This is a genomic window from Pseudomonas sp. KD5 (assembly GCF_012932895.1).
GTDB lineage: Bacteria > Pseudomonadota > Gammaproteobacteria > Pseudomonadales > Pseudomonadaceae > Aquipseudomonas.
Genome location: NZ_JDWJ01000004.1, coordinates 397,064 through 414,035, shown reverse-complemented (window position 1 = coordinate 414,035; position 16,972 = coordinate 397,064). Strand labels below are relative to the sequence as shown.

The window sequence follows — 16,972 nt, the reverse complement described above, 5'->3', positions numbered from 1 at the left end:
TGTTTGAGAATTTCATTAACAATTCCTTGAGCGGTAGCGTTTTGCTTTTCAATCCCACCTGAAAGCTTAGGGAATGTTCCGGTTGAGCGCTGCCCAGATGCATGTTTTGTCAGGGCTCTAGCGGACTCTGTCAGACCCTCCTTATTAAAAGCATTAGGGGACAGACCACGCTTTTGCTTACCATCAAAAAAATCGTGGTCTGTCCCCTATTCCCCTTCCGTGGCAAACGATGCGCCACGAGTAGTGCCTTCAGTTCGAGCAGGTACTTCCTGTGTGTAATAACGAATTCGCCCATCAGGGAGTGTCCTCGTGACAGCGGCTGTCTGTTGTGCTTTCTGCAACCCTGAAAGCTTTGCCCTTAAAGCAGCTTGAGCATTAACATTTGCTGCCTCACTTGTTGCAGTGGTTCCTTTTGCACCAACTGAACTTTAAATATTTTACAGCTAACAATTTTCTATTATTTTTGGATTTTTAGGTCCACCCCATACTATCTTTCGATAAAACCCAGTCAGCATTTTTTGATCTCTTAAAAACTCAAACACGTCGGCGGGACACCAATCTGGACCACCGGAAAAGCAAACTCCCTCATCTCGTAATTTTGCGAATAGCCTTATCTTAAAGTCTTGATCGGGAGCAATTAATGATAGTGTTTTTTGTTCTTTGTCTGGCACTACGACAAACCCAAGGCCTACTAGTAGCTCAACCACACTATCATCTATTACCTTTACTACTATTTCCGATAACGCTCCTTCAGAAACAAAGGCTTTCGTAATAGATTTCACAGAACTCATTTCACTATCACCGTAGTAATGGTTTTCACTTTCGCTGAATCAATCGTCGGAATTGATTCAATAACCATCTCCGGGCCACCTCCTGGAAGATGCTGACCTGCACCTTGAAAGTATTCATTTCCCTGCAGAGGGCTATTCGGAGACATTTCTGTAATTCCATCCACTTGGCGCACCTTGAATCCATTACCCATAGAACCCGGTTGCAACCCCATTGCCTGCTCAAGCTGAGTTGCCTGCGACCTAGTTATCACCGTCTCTCCTCCTATATTCAGCGGCCCGGTAATACTAGAAATTGCCTCTCTATCAGTTATATAAGTTCCGTTACGACCAATGGTCGGATAGCTATCCCAACCAATGGGGCTCGCATTGAAACCTTGATTTTCTTCAAGCATAGCAGCCTGACGTTGGCGTGCTGCTTGGACAGGGTCTAGAGCGCCAACTATTTCCCCTTTTGCTCCCGCAATCTTCGCCTCAGCCGCCACCAACTCCGCCAGATTACCCCCAGCCTTCGGCCTCAGTCCACCCTCGGCGGTTTCGTAATAAAAGACACCATCAGAGCCGACGACTTCAGTATTACCGGTCCTGGTATTAACGACCCGACGATAGCCATCCGGCAGAACCCCCGTCTCGTTAAATGCCGCTCCTGCTGAACTACCCTCACGATAACCCGCTGGAAGTACAACATTGTCAGCGGCTTTAACGACCGCACTCTCCGCCCCCAACTTGGCCAGCGTCTTAACCCGGTTCACCGGAAGGAAGTTCAATGCAAATTCAACATCGCTTTGCGCACGGATCGCGGCGCTGGCGGCGGTGTTGCCCTGCATGTCGTACAGGCTTGCCAACGCCGCTTTGGTTTGGCTCGCCTCGACGCTGCTCATCAACGAGTCCAGCGGATGTTTGGTCAGCCCGACCAGGCCATTGGCGATTTGTTCGCTGCCTTGCACCGGGTTGCTCAGCAAGGCCCACGCCGAACCCGCCGCCTCGGACAATGCCTTTCCCGTGCCTTGGGCGCTGCCGGTTACCGTGCCCCAATCTGTCAGGCCCGGGCTGACAGCCAGGTTCTTGCGGTAGAAGTTGGCGTATTCACCACTGAGATCACCCGCGTAGAAGCCCTGCAGGTTGACGACGTTGATAGAGTTGTCCGCGTACTGCGCCGCATGGGTGCTGCTGTAGTTGGCGATTAACGCGGCGGTTTCGGTGGGGGTGTAGGTTTTCTCGGGACCGGTTGCCGGAATATCCGTCGCTGCTGCGGGTGCGTACGTGGCGCCCAGCGGTGCCAGCGCGATGCCCAAATGCTTCACCGTCAGGGCATCGGGCGCGGCACCTTGGCCACTCAGCACGCCGTTCCAATCTTTGTCGGTGTAATAAACCAGCGCTTTGGCCAGGCGTCTTTCCGCTTCTGCAGGGCTGAGTCCGGCTTCCTTCGCCAGACTGTCAGCCTGTTTCTTCAGAAGCGGAATTTCGTCTGGATGAAGTTGGCGGTTGTACTGATCGGCCATCAGCGAAACCCAGGCCGCTTTCTCAACGTCTTTACCAGCAAGACCGGCGGCGGTCAGGCCGACGATTTGTGCGGCGGCCTCGCGATATTCCGGCTGCTTGCTGAAGACATCATTCAAGGCGCCAGCCATGGCCTGGCTGGCACCGGCGGCCACCGCACCGGTCGCGAAGTCGCCGCCCGTGGCTGAGGACATCGCGCCACCCATCATGGCGTGCAGCGCGGTTCTTCCGGCGCCACCCTCGGCCCACAGTGCCATGCCGACCGAGTCTTTATTGGCCGCAGCTTTGAGGTACTCTTTTTGGGCGAAGCTGCCGACCTGGCTGAACCCCACCGCCGCGGCAACGGTCCCGGCCTGGGTCACAAGTTCATCGACCAGGTTGTCGCCCAGGCTGCCACCGTTGACCGCGGTTTTGACCACGCCCGAGGTAACGCCTTGTGCGCCGGCATGCACGGCGAAACCACCTATGCCCTCAAGGGTGGATAAGTCGAAACCCTTGGTGATGCTGTTGTAAGGCTTGGTTGTCCCGCCCAATTTCGGGTCGATCACGCCGGTGGTAAACCCTGCGACCATCCCGGAAATGGCAGCATTTTTCAGGCTGTCGCTGCTGAACGTATCTTTAACAGCCGCGCCCAGATTGCCCTTGTTGTTGATTACGCTGACAGCACCCGTACTGGCCATGGACGTCATCGCCGCCGTCGCAATGACGTTACCCCAGCCTGCCCCAACATAGGTCGCCCCGGCGGCCACGGCCTCGGCCGTCGTCGCCGCCGCCATCGCGGAGGCAGTGCCAGCCTGAGCCCCCGCCGCCGCGCCCGCCAGGCCACTGGCCGCACCTGCGGTGAGGATCGTCACGACGATGATGATCGCCAGCATCGCGCCCTGGCCCAGGCTGGAGTGGCTGTACTTGAAGGAGTCATGCACCTCCTTCACCTGGCGCCAGTCCACGTCGCCGCGTTTTTCCGCTTCCTTGATCCAGGCCAGTTGCGGGTCAGCCTTGACCATCGCATCGATGGTCTGGCTGACGGTGTTTTGATTGATCTGTTTGATGTCGATTTTCAGCCCATCGACAGCCCGAACGGCCAAGGCACCCTGGGCAACCAGCGTGCTCTGACGCAACGTTTCATCGGTATTGCCCTTGCCCTTGGAGCTGGTCCAGGCCAGGTCGCTCTTGCTCTTGGTGTGGCTTTCGTCGTGGTAGTCCTTGACCCCCTCAAACGTGATGGCGCCGCCACTTTCAAGGATCAGGTCTTTGCCACTGTTGAGCTTGGCAACCTGGTAGCGCTGATCACCGGCACTGGCGAGGGTGAGATTGCCGCCGGTGTTGATTTCGGTACCCACATGGGTGATCTGCGTCACCTCATCGCGCTGAGCCTTCTTCGCCCCCCAGTTCCCCTTCTCCTTCATGTCATACAGCGTGTGCGTGCTGTTCTGCGCCGCCAGCAGGTTCAGCTTGTTGCCGCTGTACAGATACGCTTCGTTGCCGGCGATGATCTTGCTGGCGATGAGGTTGGTGTCGCGAGCCGCCTGGGCGTTGAAGTTATTGCCCGCGCTTAGGATGCTGGCGACCTGGGTGGTGCGGTCGTTTTCTTCGGTGATGCGTTTTTTGCCGTCCTTGGTTTTGCTCTCGACGTTGTGAATGTCGTCAGCAGAGGTCACGTTGAAGTCTTGGCCGGCCTTGATGTTCAGGTTGTTCCCGGCCTTGACTTGGCTGGCAATGACATTGACGTCGCGGCCCGCATCCACGGTCAGGTTGCCGCCGACAGTAACGGTCGCGGCGAGGTTCTTCACGTCGGTGGTGATGCTCGATTTGTGGCCGCCGTCGCTGAATTCATGCTTCTCGCTGGTATCGGTTTTAGCCGCCAGGTTGATGTCCCGGCCCGCCGTCAGGGTCGCGTTGCCGCCACTGCTTATTGCGCCGTGGCTGGTCAGGTCGCGGCCGGCCACAACGGCCAGGTTTTCCCGGGCGCTGATGCTGCTGCCCGCGTCGGTCAGGGTGCGCATGCCGGCGCCGTCGCGAACCCGGATCGCGGTGCGGTCGTTGATGATGTCGCCCCTGAGCGCAACAAGGCTGACCTGGCTGGCGCGGATCTCGCCGGCCATGGCGTTGCGAATGCTGTCTTGCGCCAGCATTTGCAGGTCGTTGCCGGCCTCGACCAGCCCGCCCTGATAGACGCTGCCGGCGCTTTGGATGTTGAGGTTGTTGCTGGCGCGCAGTGTGCCGACGTTGATCAGATCGCCGCCGGTGAACAGGTTCAGGTCACGGCCCTGGACCAGGCTGCTGCCACGTACGTTGCGGGTGGAGGTCTGGGCCAGGTACAGCACTGGCACGAGGACTTTTTGCCCGTCGACGATGCGATTTTCCATCCAGACGATGTCATGGGTCAGCGCGCTGACTTGCTCGCCCGTCAACGAGACGCCAAGGCTTAGACGCAGCGCGTCCTTGCTGGCGAGGGCGTTGTCCATCAAGTAACGGTATTGCTCATAATCGCTGGTCAAGCCGCTGGCGAGAAAACGCTGGCCAGTCTGCGCCAGCACCGCGTCGCGAATCAGGCGCTGCTCGTACAGGCCATCACCGAGTCGGCGCCAATTGCCGTCGGCGTTGACGTTCAACTGTTTGAGCAGGTAGTCCGAACCAAAGAACCGCGACAGGTTCGTGAGGTTCGGGTTGGTTTCGATCATGTAGTGACTGGTCGGATCGGGGTTCTTGATGAACATCCCGTACTCGCCGTTGGGCAGCTGGAAGGTGGGCCCGGACGTAGGGTCCACGGAGATGAACGGGATGCCGCTGTAATCCACCGGTTTAAAGACGCTCTGTACGCTGCTGTCCGTCGCGATACGCTTGCTGGTCACAGCGCCGGCATCGCTCACCTGCGGGTTGAGGTTGATATCGATCCCGCCGACCCCGACGCCGGTCTGGTCATCGCCCAGCGTGCCGGTCAGTTGTTCAAGCGTGTTCTGGTGCAGCGTTCCGTTTTGCACGGTACGCGTGACGTTCAGGTTGACGGTGCCGCCGGCCTGAATCGTCGCGGCGTAGGTCGGCTGAAGATTGTCGGTCCAGACGGTGACGTTGCTTTGCTCCTGGAAGCGGCTGTCACTGGAGCGAGATTTCAGCAGCTCGAAGCGGGCGTCGTCGTAGTTGCCGGCGGCCACGGCCGCGTTGAAGGCCGGGATGTCGACGTACTCCATCTGGTCCCAGTAGCCGGTGGAAATGCGCCCCGGCGTACCGATCTTGATGGTGCTCTGCCCGGTGCGGGTGGACGCGCCCTGATTGAGCAGGTCATCGGCAATGATGGTCAGGTTGTTGTTGGCGGCCAGCAGGCTGTAGCGGTTCTGCACGCTTGAGGCCTGGATGTTGAGGTCTTTGCCGGCAACCAGACGCGCCGAAGCAGAGTCCTTGGTGGCGCGCTCGATGAACGTTTGGCCGATGGTGATCTGGCCGCGTTTGAAGGAGTCATGACCGCCGCAGTGTTGGCCGCACACCCAGTTCAAGGTGCCGCTCACCCGCTCCTGGCTCAGTTCGAATTCGGCCTTGGCGTTTTCCAGCGAGGCGGCATAAAGGCTGATGTTGCCTTCGCTTTCAATCGTCCCGGAGAGGTTGCGCAAGCTTTGCGCCTGACTGTCACCGATACCGGCGAAGCTCAGGTTGCCGACGCTGTAGAGGTCGCCATACCGGTTGAGCAGGCTACTGGCGCGCAGGGTCATGTCACCACCGCTGAACAGCAATGCATCGGCACCGTTGGTGATGCCGCCGGTGGCGGTGAGGTTGACCTTGCCTTGGGCACCCAGTGTGCCGCGGTTGTCGATTTGCGCCGCGTCGATGCGCAGGTTCTGGCGTGCAGTCAGGTAACCGAGGTTATCCAGCGTACCGCTCAGGTTGAGGCGTATGTCGGTGCCCGCGCCCATGCGTCCGCCGTCCTGGCTGATGTCATGGGCGGTGATGCCGAGTTTCTTTTGTGCGGATAACCGACCGCTGTTGAACAGATCGCCCGTAAGGTTCAGCGTGAGGTCGCCGTCGCTGAGCAACTCGCCGCCGTTGTTCAGGCTTTCAAGGTTGAGCACCAGAGCGGTGCTGCTGGCCAGGCGATCGCCGGACCGCAGCGTCAGCGAATCGCTGGTGTACGTCAGCGCCTCGTCGAGCTGTGCACGACCCAGCCCATCCACCGCGCCAAAGTTCCAGTCGCCACTGCCCAGGCCGATGATCTTGCCACCGGCCCCGGTCAGGCTATCGAGGTGCAGGGTAAACAACCCGGAGTTGGCGTGTTCGAGGGTCCCGCCTCGGTTATCCAGCGAGCGAGATTCGAAACTGAACGACGTATTACCCACCTCAATGGTGCCGTTGCGGTTATTGACGGCGCCGTTGAAGTCGACGGTGCTGATGTCGTCTGGCGAGGCGCGAAGCGTACTGGCCTTGTTGCCCAGCGCACGGATCCGCCCCGAAGCGCTGTTATCCAGCGTATCGCCCTGAAGTGTCAGCCAGCTATTGGATTCGATCAGGCCACCCTGGTTGATCAGCGAATCGACGGTCAGCTTCAGTTCGCCCTTCAGGCTGGCGATCATGCCGGCCTTGGTGCCGTCGCGGCGGTTATCGAGATTGCCGGCGGTCACCTCGACGGTGTTGCCCTGGATCGCACCGCCAAGGTTGTCGATGCTGCCCTTGCCGAGCTTCAGGCTGGCAAGCCCTGCGTCGGCGAGGAGCATGCCGCCGTTGTTGACCAGGCGTTGAGCATCAACCTCGATGGTTTTACCGAGCACCGTGCCGGCGCTGTTGTCCAGCCAGCCACCTTGCAGCAAAAGGCCGCCGTCGCTCTGAATGCGCCCTTTGTTATTGAGCAGCTGCGCCTTGATGGCCGCCGGATCGAAAATCAGGCTCATGCCCTGGGCGCCTGCCGCCAGCAGCCCTGCGTTGCGGTTGTCGAGCCCCGAGGCGTTCAGATCAATGCGCTCGCCGACGATTTTCCCGCCGCGGTTGTCAACCTGGCCACCCGGCGCGCGAATGCTGACCTTGGACCCCAGCACGCTGCCGAGCTGGTTATTGAGGCTCGAAGCTTTCAGATCGAGGTCACCTTTGACCGCCAGTAGCCTGCCGCCCTGGTTGATGACCTCCTGGCCCGTGACTGACAGTTTGTTTTGCGCCTGAAGAGTGCCCGAAGTGTTGTCGAACCTGCCGCGGATGTTCACCTGCGCATTGCCGGCGCTGGCAGACAGCAGGCCAGAGCGATTATCCAGCGTGGCGGTATCGACAATGAGGTCGCCAGCGTCGATTTGCCCATTACGGTTATCCAGCTGGCGAGCGGTGATTGTCAGGCTTCCGCCCAGCACCTGGATCAAGCCTTCGCGGTTGTCCAGGCTGTCGAGTTGCAAGGACGCCGCCTGCCCCGCGCCAAAACCGATCACCCCTGCCAGGTTGACGATGGCCGGCGCATTGAGCACCAGCGAGCGGTCACCGACGATTCGCGCGGCGGTGCCCTGGTTGGTCACCCGGGCGCTGGTCAGATCGACCGCCGCGCCCTGAACCACGCCCTGATTGGTCAGGTCTTTGCTCGCACGGATACTCAACGAGCGACTGGCTTCGAGGCTGCCGCTGTTGGTCACCGAGGGGCTGGTGATGCTCAGGTCACCCGTGGTGTTGCGGCTGTTATCGGCTTCAATGCCCGCGGCAATCACGCCGGAGTTACTGAGTTTGTCGGCATTGATGTCGATGCGGTTGCGTGCGGCCAGGCTCTGCCGGTTGACCAGCTCGCCGGGCGTGCGCACATCGACACTGTCGGCGTAAGCCTTGCCGGTCATCTCGACACTTTGCGCGTTGACCCGCAAGGCACCTTGGGCCGATGTCTGCGCCATGCTCAGATGGCCGCCGGCATCGATTTGAATATCGCCGGCACTGGCAGCCATGTTGCCCGCCAGCTTGACCCCGACACCCTGCTCGGTACCCACCAGCTTGATGGTATTGGCATACATCCCGCCCAGCGCCGCCGCATCGATTGCCAGTTGAGGCTTGTCGGCATCACGGGCCGCGCGAGGCGTGGTGGCCAGGCTGTCGGCGTTGACGTTGTTGGCACCGGTGATGACATTCAATTGCCGGGCATGGATGTCTGCGTTGATCTTCGCCGAACGGGTAATCAGGTCGAATTGATCAATGTTGGCCGCATCAAGCCCCATGCCATCGATGGTGATGCTGCCGCCATCCACCTCGAAGTGATCAAGCTTGCCGCTGCCGTCGAGTACAGGCTTGCCGGTGCTGAGGGTCACGCGCGGCGTGTTGATAAAGCCGCAACCGTTACAGCTCACGCCGTAAGGGTTGGCAATGATGACCCGCGCTGACTGGCCTGCCACTTCGGTATAGCCGTTGAGCTGGCTGGGACTACCGCCGTTGACTTCGTTGAGGATGGTGCCGGCTGCCCGTCCACCGAGCTGGCTGTTGCCCAGAATGTGGCCACCCAACTGGGTGTTCTGCACCGCGTTTGTCGCGTTGTTGAGGATCACGCCCTGTTGACCGACGTTGTAATCCTTGAACTGGTTGTGCGAAAGCCCGGCGCCGTTGGGCGCGGCAATGTTGATCACCGGTACGCCGTTGCCGGCCTGCCCCAGGCTGGTCTGAGTACCGCCGCTGACGGCGATGCCCTCGGCTTGGGCCCAGATCGGCTGCCAGAACATGACGTTCGCCAGCAGCAATGCCAGCCAGCGTTTGGGCATGCCCAGGAAGTGCGTGCGAGGGGCCACGGCAGCCGAAGGCTGGCGGGACAGAAAGGCAAACTGGTGAACGTCCATATTCAAAAATCCCGACGCAACGACAAATTAGTTAGAGAAACAGGTCGACCTGGAAATAGATCGGCGCCTCGCGCTCGGTGAGCACGGTGGGGCGTTCCAGCGAGTGGGCGAAGGTCACGCGAGTGGCGAGGTACTTGCCACGGGCGAAGATCTCCAGAGAGTTGCTGGACATTCGGCCATGCACTTCGCCGTTGTATCGGTCATTGCTGATCACGCCTTGGTCATAGCCGACACTGGTGCCGTACTCGCTCAGGACCGGGCGTAGCCAATCGACGGTCACCGGGCGGGTCCAGCGCAGTTCGTTGCGCCAGTAGCCGCCGCTGTCCCCGGATAAAAACTGGTCTTTGTAGCCACGCACCGATGAGCTGCCACCCAGGCTGATGCGTTGCGGGCTGAACAGCACGTCTTCACTGCGCTGGCCCGTGGCGAGGCTGCTGAACGTGAAGGACTCGCCCAGCCAGTTGAACGGCAACAGGTAACTGGCCGTGGCGGTGTACTTTCGATAGCGTGCGTTGGCGGTAAGGTTGCCGGCCGCATCACGACGCTGGTCGTTGCCTTGCGCATCCAGCGCGCCGATGCCCTGCTGCATGCCCAGGTCCAGGTTGACGAACGAATGGCCGATACGCCGACCGTGGTTGATACCCAGCTGGGCTTCGGTAATCCGCTGGCTGCTGTTATCCAGGCGGCTGTCTTCGATGTAGTTGTTGGTGCGCAGGTGGGAGAAGCCGGCATTGATCGAGGTTTTGCTCACCGCATCGCGATGGACGAGGCGCTCGGCGCGCAATTGATGACTCTCGCTGTCGCCGCTCTGGCTGAAGTTGAAACCATTGCCTTGGGCCTGGGAGCGGTATTCGCTCTGGCTGTAGGTATAACTGAAGTTCCACCAGCCCCAAGGCACGTTGTAATAGAGCATGGCGTTTTTCGAGGTTTTCTGGTGATCGCTCACCGCGTCATGGCCGCCGCGCAACATCAACTGGTCGGCCAGCCCCAGCGGGCTGTCCCACTCCAGGCCTGCTCCCCACTGCTGTTCACCGGTGCTTTTCTGACCGTCGTTGTTACGCGACAGGCTGGCACGCCAAGGCTTCTGTGGGGTGTTCTTGACCAGCACGCTACTGCCGCCGACCTGAACGCCGGGGGTCAGTTCCATTTGCGCCTGATTGGAGGGCAAGCGGTTCAACTGATCCACCAGTTGTTCTATTTCACGCAGATTGAGCAATTCACCCGTTTTACCGGGGAAGGTCATGGACAGTTCCCGATCGGAGATATGGCTGTCGTCAGCCCCCTTCAAACCCTCGAGTTTGCCCTCGACTACAAACACACTTAAGTGGCCGCTGGAGAGGTCTTGCTGCGGCAAGTAAGCGCGGCTGGTGATCATGCCCTTGCCGATGTAATGGTCGGTGATGACCTTCAGCAATTCGTTGAGTTGCGAGACGCCCAGGCATTGACCGATATAAGGCTTGAGCAAGCGCTCGCGGTCGGCAGCGGACAGACTGTCGGCGCCCTTGAGTTCGATGTCTTTGATCGGAAAGCAACGTGTATCCACCGGGGCGGCCGGTGTTGCGGGCACTGTTGGCTTGCCCGGCAGTTCCTTGAGTTCTTCCAGTCGACGCTGCTGTTCTTCAATCAGGCGGTTCTGGCGATCGCGGATCAAGTCCTGGTCGCCCGGCGTTGGCAGGCTGGCGCCATAGGCATTGCTCTGCGTACCGATGCCAAACAATAGCGCGCACAGCACCGGCCACATCCGTGGGGAGATAAACATAACGCTCCATGTCATAAGTGCTGAGGGCGCAGATTGATGCCCGCAGAGGAAGGGTCGTAGTCACCCTGAAATTGATGTCAGAAATACTGGCCAAGTGACAACAGCCATCATTGGCGTGAAACAGACCGCACACATTTTGAAAGATTCAGCCGACAGGAAAATTATTATCAGCTGCGTCAGAGCCACTGAACGACGCGACGGGCTCGATGGCGTCTTCGGTGCAGTCATTCAAGATTGGACGGGATAAGCACCAAAGCCCTTGCATTGCACATGGGTGGCGAGGGGGCTGCTGTGAACCGATTTTTTACGAACATCGCAGATCAAACAGGTGCAAGCGAACCTGCTCGCGACAAGGCCCAAAAGCCCCCCCTCCAACTCTCGATCAATCCGCCAACCGCGCCGCAAGAGATTTGGCCTGGCTCGCCACGTCAGTCACCGCCGTGCTCTCCCACCACATGCCGCGCAACGGCGGCCCCATGGCGAACAAACGGCTGGCGACCTGCCCGTCGGCACCCAGTACCGCGCCATCCACCGCCGCGGCAATGCCCAGCGCCAATGGCCCCGGCCGTACCAGCCCGCGAGCGAGCAATTGCTGGGGCAACGGCCGCGCCACCCGGCGCCAGTCGTATTCGATGCCGCTGGAGTTGATCAGCGCCGCGCCATGCACCACGCAGGTTTGCGCCTCACCACGACGACGAATGCGGATGCTGACCTCACCGTCCGACGCAGGCTCGAGCCCCTTGAACGATGCGGCATGAATCCGCAACCGCCCTTCCCCATGCAGCCGCGCCACCAACTCGGCACTCAACGGCGGCGAGCGATGGTGATGGCTTTCCCACCATGGCCGTACATGCCGCACAAATTGCCGGCGTTGCCGATCCGTCGCCTGACTCCACAACCGCCCGATGTGCGCTCGCACCGTGTCCAGCGGTGCTTGCCAGTCGATGCCTTGAGCAATGGCATCGCGGCAATGCCGGCGCAGTTCGCGCACCAACTGACGTGGTGTGCGAATACTGTGGTCCTCGGCGAGAAAATCCACCCACGCCGGCGGTTGTCGGCGCACATGTGGTAGCAAACCATGACGGGAGAACACTTCGATCGGCCCGCGATGCCCGGCCTGCTCCAGCGACACCACGGCATCGACCATGGTCAGCCCCGAGCCGATGATCAGCACCGTCGACTGCGGGTCGAGCTGACGCATGGCGGCTACATCCCACGGGTCGAGTGCAGCCGCATTCAAACCGCTGGACTCGGTCTGCGGCGTGCGTGCTGCCGGGAACATGCCGGTAGCGAGCACCGCGAATGCGCCTTGCAGATGCTGGCCATCGTTCAAGGTCAGTTGCACAGAGTCGGCAGAGGTCTGCAGGTCCACCACTTCGGCCCGCACATGCTCGACACTCGAACCCTTCAACACGCCCACCGCCTGCGCTTCGGCCAGGCGCTGTTGCACATAAACGCCGAACAGCCCGCGCGGCGGAAACAGTTCACTGACCGGCACATGCTGCTGATCCGACTCCGGCCAGCCACCGGCGGCGATGTGTTCGGTCAGCCATTGGGTCAGGTCATCGGCGTTGTCCGGGTCGACGCTCATACGCGCCGCGTTACCGTTGAGCGTATGGCCCAGCTCCACCGCGCTATAGGCTTCGCCACGGCCCAGTTCTGCTCGCGGCTCGATCACCAGAATCCGGCGCTGACCGGGCAACCGCAACAACTGCGCCGCCAGCATCGCGCCGCTCAAGCCGCCGCCAATGATCAGGATGTCAGCGTGACGGATGGCGTTTGGGGTGTCAGTCATGGCGTTCTCACTGGTCACTGTTTACCTAGATAGAAGTCGTGCAGATCGCCCCGTGCCAGTAACTCATCGGTGGCACCGGACAGCACCACGCGACCGGTATCGAGGACGTAGGCCTGTGAGGCGTACTTGAGTGCCACATTAATATTTTGCTCGGCAATCGGGAAGCTCACCTGCTCGTCTCGATTGAGTTGCGCGACGATGTCGAAAATTTCCTGGACGATAATAGGCGCCAAACCCATGGAAGGCTCATCGAGCAGTACCAAAGTAGGACGAGTCATCAACGCGTGGCCGATGGCGACCATTTGCTGTTCGCCACCGGAAGTCAGCCCGGCCTGGGTTTTGCATTTGGTTTTCAGGCGTGGAAACCAGGCGTAGATGCGCTCCAGATCCGCCGCCAGGTCCTTGCGGCTCAGACCGCGAACGAAGCCACCACTGCGCAGGATGTCCTCCACCGTCAGTTGCGCGAATACGTACAGGTCCTCCAGGACATGCACCATGCCCTGGCGCACGCGAACACTCGGATCGCCCCCCACAGTATCGCGGCCGAGAAACTTGATCGTTCGGCGATTGGCAGGCGTCACTCGCGGTCGCGGAGGCTGGCCTCGATGGCAAAGTGTGCGGCGAGCTTGTGACCGACGGCGATGGCTTCGGCGTCCGAGTGGATGACGTGGGCGGTGCGAGGGGATTGGGCAGAGGCTGTCATGGGCCGACTCCGTGGTTCCGGGTGAGTACCCAGAGCCTGTTGCAGAAGTCATGCCTGAAAAGGAATTGCGTAATTTCAACAGGTTACCGAACTGCCCTGAGAGGTTTCCCCTACAGAAAGACAGCAAACTGTTTGATAGCTGTTGATAGGCGGACAGTAGTGCCTGGCAATATTCAATCTACGAAAAGCCGATCCAGATGACGCAATAACAAATCGACACTCGCCAGACAGAACCTGCCACCAGGCCCACTGTTAAGTGCTGGATCGGCGAAGGGTGCAGCCAATCGCCTAAGGGGCGATCAGTCTTTCAATTCATAAATCGTCTCTGGTGAAAAAAACCTGTTCGCACCTCGCGTCAACGAATAACTGGCAACTGCTGAATCCCCCTGAGAAAACGATCGGTACTGCACGTTGAAATTCAGTGGCAGACCCAGGTTATCCTCGTCAAGTACCAAATCAGTAGACCATGTGCCGTAAGCCATTAGCTTAACGTTTAGTGTGTCGCCGGCCTTGGCCTGCGGAATAACAGGCACTTGGAGCGTGCCGCCATTCACTACCGCTTCTCTGTAAATAACCGCCCCTTTTGCCTGAAGGATAGTGGAAGCCGGCAATTCCGGATCAATTAGGATTTCTTTCAGTTCATAAGTCATATCTAAACTCTCCCTAGTTTGGGTAGCATCATCGCCGCGATTGGCAATGACCATTACGAGCACATCAGTGCGCTTCTATTGGGCGCCCGCCCACAGGACTTGTCTACTGTCAGAACTAGCAGGTCTGTACAACTTATAGAGATCGCATCAGGCCTGAAATCAAATCACCACATTACGCACAAACTGTGCTGCCACATCTCTATCATTACGATAGGAATGCGGTTGATGACTGGCAAACATGAAGAACTCACCCGTGATAATTCCATGCGGCTAATCGCCCAACATCAACGTCAGGCAGCCTGCGAACAGGTGGCGGCCGTAACTGTGACTGAGCTGAAGACCAAGGTAAGGTTGCGGCACCTGCGGAAGAGTTGGAGCGGGAGACACCGTGTCAGGACACAACATTTGTAGCGCGCCAGCTCAATTGCCTTCGCGGGCTTGTCCGCGATGGCGTCTAGGCAGACACCATTCTCCTGGTGCGATAACCCCGCCAAAACTCGATAACCACTCCTCGGATGAATCTCCGGCAATCGCAGGTTTTGGCCGCCTCCGGGACTTTGATGAATACAGGGCTTTTGCAGGAGTTGTGCCAAAAGTACACGTTTCGATATTTTAATAGTTTACGAGCAAACTCTTACAACACTCGCCTGCAAGAACAGGACAAATGATTCTTTCACTGTTGATGAGCGAACAGCAAACAATAAAAAAGCCAATCCAAAAGACTCAAACTCTGAATCAGGCATCGGATCGGCAAACAACGCTTTAACGGTTGAGTCAATCTTTCAGCTCATATTCTGCCGGAGGAGAAAAGTGTTCATTCCCCCCCTGTACAAAAATATAGTCCGCGACAATCGTATGACCTTCCGAAAAAACCTCATACAAAATACTGAACTCAAGAGGCTTACCGAGATTCACATCATTGTATGTCGCAGATGCAAAAAACTTCCCGTTTCCAGCGACGAAAACGTACAAATTGTCACCAACTTTAGCCTCTTCAATCGCTGGCACACGGAGGGTTCCTCCATTCTTTACATCAGTTCTCGAAATCACCCCATCCTTCGCTTGGAGGATGGAGGATGGAGGCTGGTGACAGGTTCGCTTTAGGAACTACTCGTTTTAATTCATACGCCATATCCAACTCTCCCTAGTTCGAATCAACGTCATCGCCTTACGCGACAATGATTGTTGCAGCACCTAACAGCGCTGTTCCGATTTGGCCTTCGAACGAGGTGAATGTCTACTGTCAGAAACAACAGGTATGGGCTCATTTCCGATGAGCGGTGATTAACGGTCAGATCACCACATTACGCACAAACCGCGCCGCCACGTCCCCATCATTGCGATAAGAATGCGGTTGATGACTGGCAAACATAAAGAACTCGCCAGCCGCAATTTTCTGCGGCTGACCGCCAAGCATCAGGGTCAGGCAACCTTCGAACACATAAAGCTGTTCGCTGTAGCCTTCGGCATCCGGCTCCGAGGGGTAATGCTCGCCCGGTTCCAGGCGCCATTCCCACAGCTCTACTTCGCGGGTGGCGGTGGCTTTGGCCAACAGCACCGCTTTACTGCCCGGGATCGTACCGGCCCAGGCCAATTCGTTGATGCGGCTCGGGTCGCGGGCGTCGGGGGCCTGGATCAGGTCGCTGAAGGCCACGTCCAGCGCTTCGGCCACGCGGTCGAGCGTGGTCAGGCTGACGTTCTTCTCGCCAGCCTCGATGGCCACCAGCATCCGGCGGCTGACCCCGGACTTTTCGGCCAGGGCGCTCTGGCTCATGTCGGCGGCGTGGCGCAGACGTCGCACGTTCAGGCTGACGTGCTGGAGGACCGAAGCCCGTTGGGTGGAATCTTTGTGCACTATATTGCTCACTGGGTGGCGTTGCGCAGTATACTGCCCAACTTCGGGCGCATTGTGCGTCTCCCTCAGATGGCGCGCAAGGTCATGACGTCAATGAACGCTTCTCATACTTCCCCCCGTTTCTCCCGGTTCAGCAAGGCCGAGTGCGTGCTGGTGCTGATTACCATGGTTTGGGGCGGGACCTTTTTGCTGGTGCAGCATGCGATGACCGTCAGCGGGCCGATGTTCTTCGTCGGGCTGCGTTTTGCCGCCGCGGCGAGCCTTGTGGCGCTGTTCTCCTGGCGCCATCTGCGTGAACTGACGCTGTTCGAACTCAAGGCCGGGGCATTTATCGGCGTGGCGATTATGCTTGGTTACGGCTTGCAGACCGTGGGTTTGCAGAGCATTCCCAGCAGTCAGTCGGCGTTTATTACCGCGCTGTATGTGCCGTTCGTGCCATTGCTGCAATGGCTGGTATTGGGGCGTCGTCCGGGGTTGATGCCGAGCATCGGGATCATGCTGGCCTTCACCGGTCTGATGTTGCTGTCGGGGCCTTCCGGTGCTTCGTTCAATTTCAGCCCCGGTGAAATCGCCACATTGATCAGTGCCGTGGCGATTGCCGCGGAAATCATTCTGATCAGCACCTATGCCGGCCAGGTCGACGTGCGCCGGGTGACGGTGGTGCAATTGGCAACCACGTCGGTGCTGTCGTTCCTGATGGTGGTGCCGACCCAGGAAGTGATTCCCGACTTCTCGTGGTTGCTGTTGTGCAGCGCTTTGGGATTAGGCGCGGCGAGTGCGGCGATTCAGGTGGCGATGAATTGGGCGCAGAAGAGTGTTTCGCCGACTCGGGCAACGTTGATCTATGCCGGGGAGCCGGTGTGGGCCGGGATTGTCGGGCGGATTGCCGGGGAACGCTTGCCGGCGATTGCGCTGGTTGGAGCCGGGTTGATTGTGGCGGCGGTGATTGTCAGTGAGTTGAAGACCAAGGGTAAGGCGGCTGCCGAGGTTGATGAAGCCTTGGAGAGCGAAGCCGAGCACTGATCATTCCCACGCAGAGTGTGGGAATGATCGAACCGGCTCTCCGAAACAATGTGAATCAGGGTTTCTGCGTCTATCTTGTAGGATTCTGCGACAGCTTGACGTTTGGTGATCGGGGAGCTGGCACGTATG

General features: G+C 58.9%; 8 protein-coding genes and 3 pseudogenes. 1 reads left to right on the top strand and 10 read right to left on the bottom strand.

Annotated elements, in window-relative coordinates; translation table 11 throughout:
- Window positions 1–443: 443 nt before the first annotated feature.
- From AF70_RS11645 to AF70_RS11600, 10 genes and pseudogenes are all read right to left on the bottom strand, one after another.
- Entirely contained in the window at window positions 444–791 is a 348-nt protein-coding gene (locus AF70_RS11645; protein WP_155954664.1) for a hypothetical protein, read from the bottom strand.
- Window positions 788–9,058, bottom strand: a complete 8,271-nt coding sequence (locus AF70_RS11640) for a DUF637 domain-containing protein (RefSeq protein WP_028941018.1) — start codon at window positions 9,056–9,058, stop codon at window positions 788–790. The genes AF70_RS11645 and AF70_RS11640 overlap by 4 nt, the downstream gene beginning before the upstream one ends.
- A 31-nt stretch (window positions 9,059–9,089) precedes the next feature.
- The gene (locus AF70_RS11635; protein WP_371929196.1) at window positions 9,090–10,817 is read right to left on the bottom strand and encodes a ShlB/FhaC/HecB family hemolysin secretion/activation protein; all 1,728 of its coding nucleotides are present in this window, start codon (window positions 10,815–10,817) and stop codon (window positions 9,090–9,092) included.
- A gap of 382 nt (window positions 10,818–11,199) precedes the next feature.
- A complete protein-coding gene (locus tag AF70_RS11630) occupies window positions 11,200–12,612 on the bottom strand; it encodes an FAD/NAD(P)-binding protein (protein WP_019582671.1) in 1,413 nt (470 codons plus the stop codon).
- 14 nt (window positions 12,613–12,626) lie between these two features.
- Window positions 12,627–13,181: pseudogene (locus AF70_RS11625) on the bottom strand (ABC transporter ATP-binding protein); the annotation flags it as partial.
- Between the two features lie 11 nt (window positions 13,182–13,192).
- A pseudogene (locus AF70_RS11620) lies at window positions 13,193–13,315 on the bottom strand (SfnB family sulfur acquisition oxidoreductase); the annotation flags it as partial.
- A 299-nt stretch (window positions 13,316–13,614) separates the two neighbouring features.
- Window positions 13,615–13,965, bottom strand: coding sequence for a hypothetical protein (locus AF70_RS11615; RefSeq protein ID WP_155954665.1), 351 nt, complete (start codon window positions 13,963–13,965; stop codon window positions 13,615–13,617).
- A 159-nt stretch (window positions 13,966–14,124) separates the two neighbouring features.
- Window positions 14,125–14,274, bottom strand: a pseudogene (locus AF70_RS11610) (Cro/Cl family transcriptional regulator); the annotation flags it as partial.
- A gap of 465 nt (window positions 14,275–14,739) precedes the next feature.
- On the bottom strand, window positions 14,740–14,973 hold the full coding sequence (locus AF70_RS11605) for a hypothetical protein (RefSeq protein ID WP_028941021.1): 234 nt from the start codon (window positions 14,971–14,973) through the stop codon (window positions 14,740–14,742).
- Window positions 14,974–15,256: 283 nt separating this feature from the next.
- Window positions 15,257–15,820: a helix-turn-helix domain-containing protein gene (locus AF70_RS11600; protein ID WP_018928010.1), complete on the bottom strand. Its 564-nt coding sequence runs from the start codon at window positions 15,818–15,820 to the stop codon at window positions 15,257–15,259.
- Between AF70_RS11600 and AF70_RS11595 the strand changes: the two genes are divergently transcribed.
- The gene (locus AF70_RS11595) at window positions 15,815–16,843 is read left to right on the top strand and encodes a DMT family transporter (RefSeq protein ID WP_019582676.1); all 1,029 of its coding nucleotides are present in this window, start codon (window positions 15,815–15,817) and stop codon (window positions 16,841–16,843) included. The genes AF70_RS11600 and AF70_RS11595 overlap by 6 nt on opposite strands.
- Window positions 16,844–16,972: the final 129 nt, after the last annotated feature.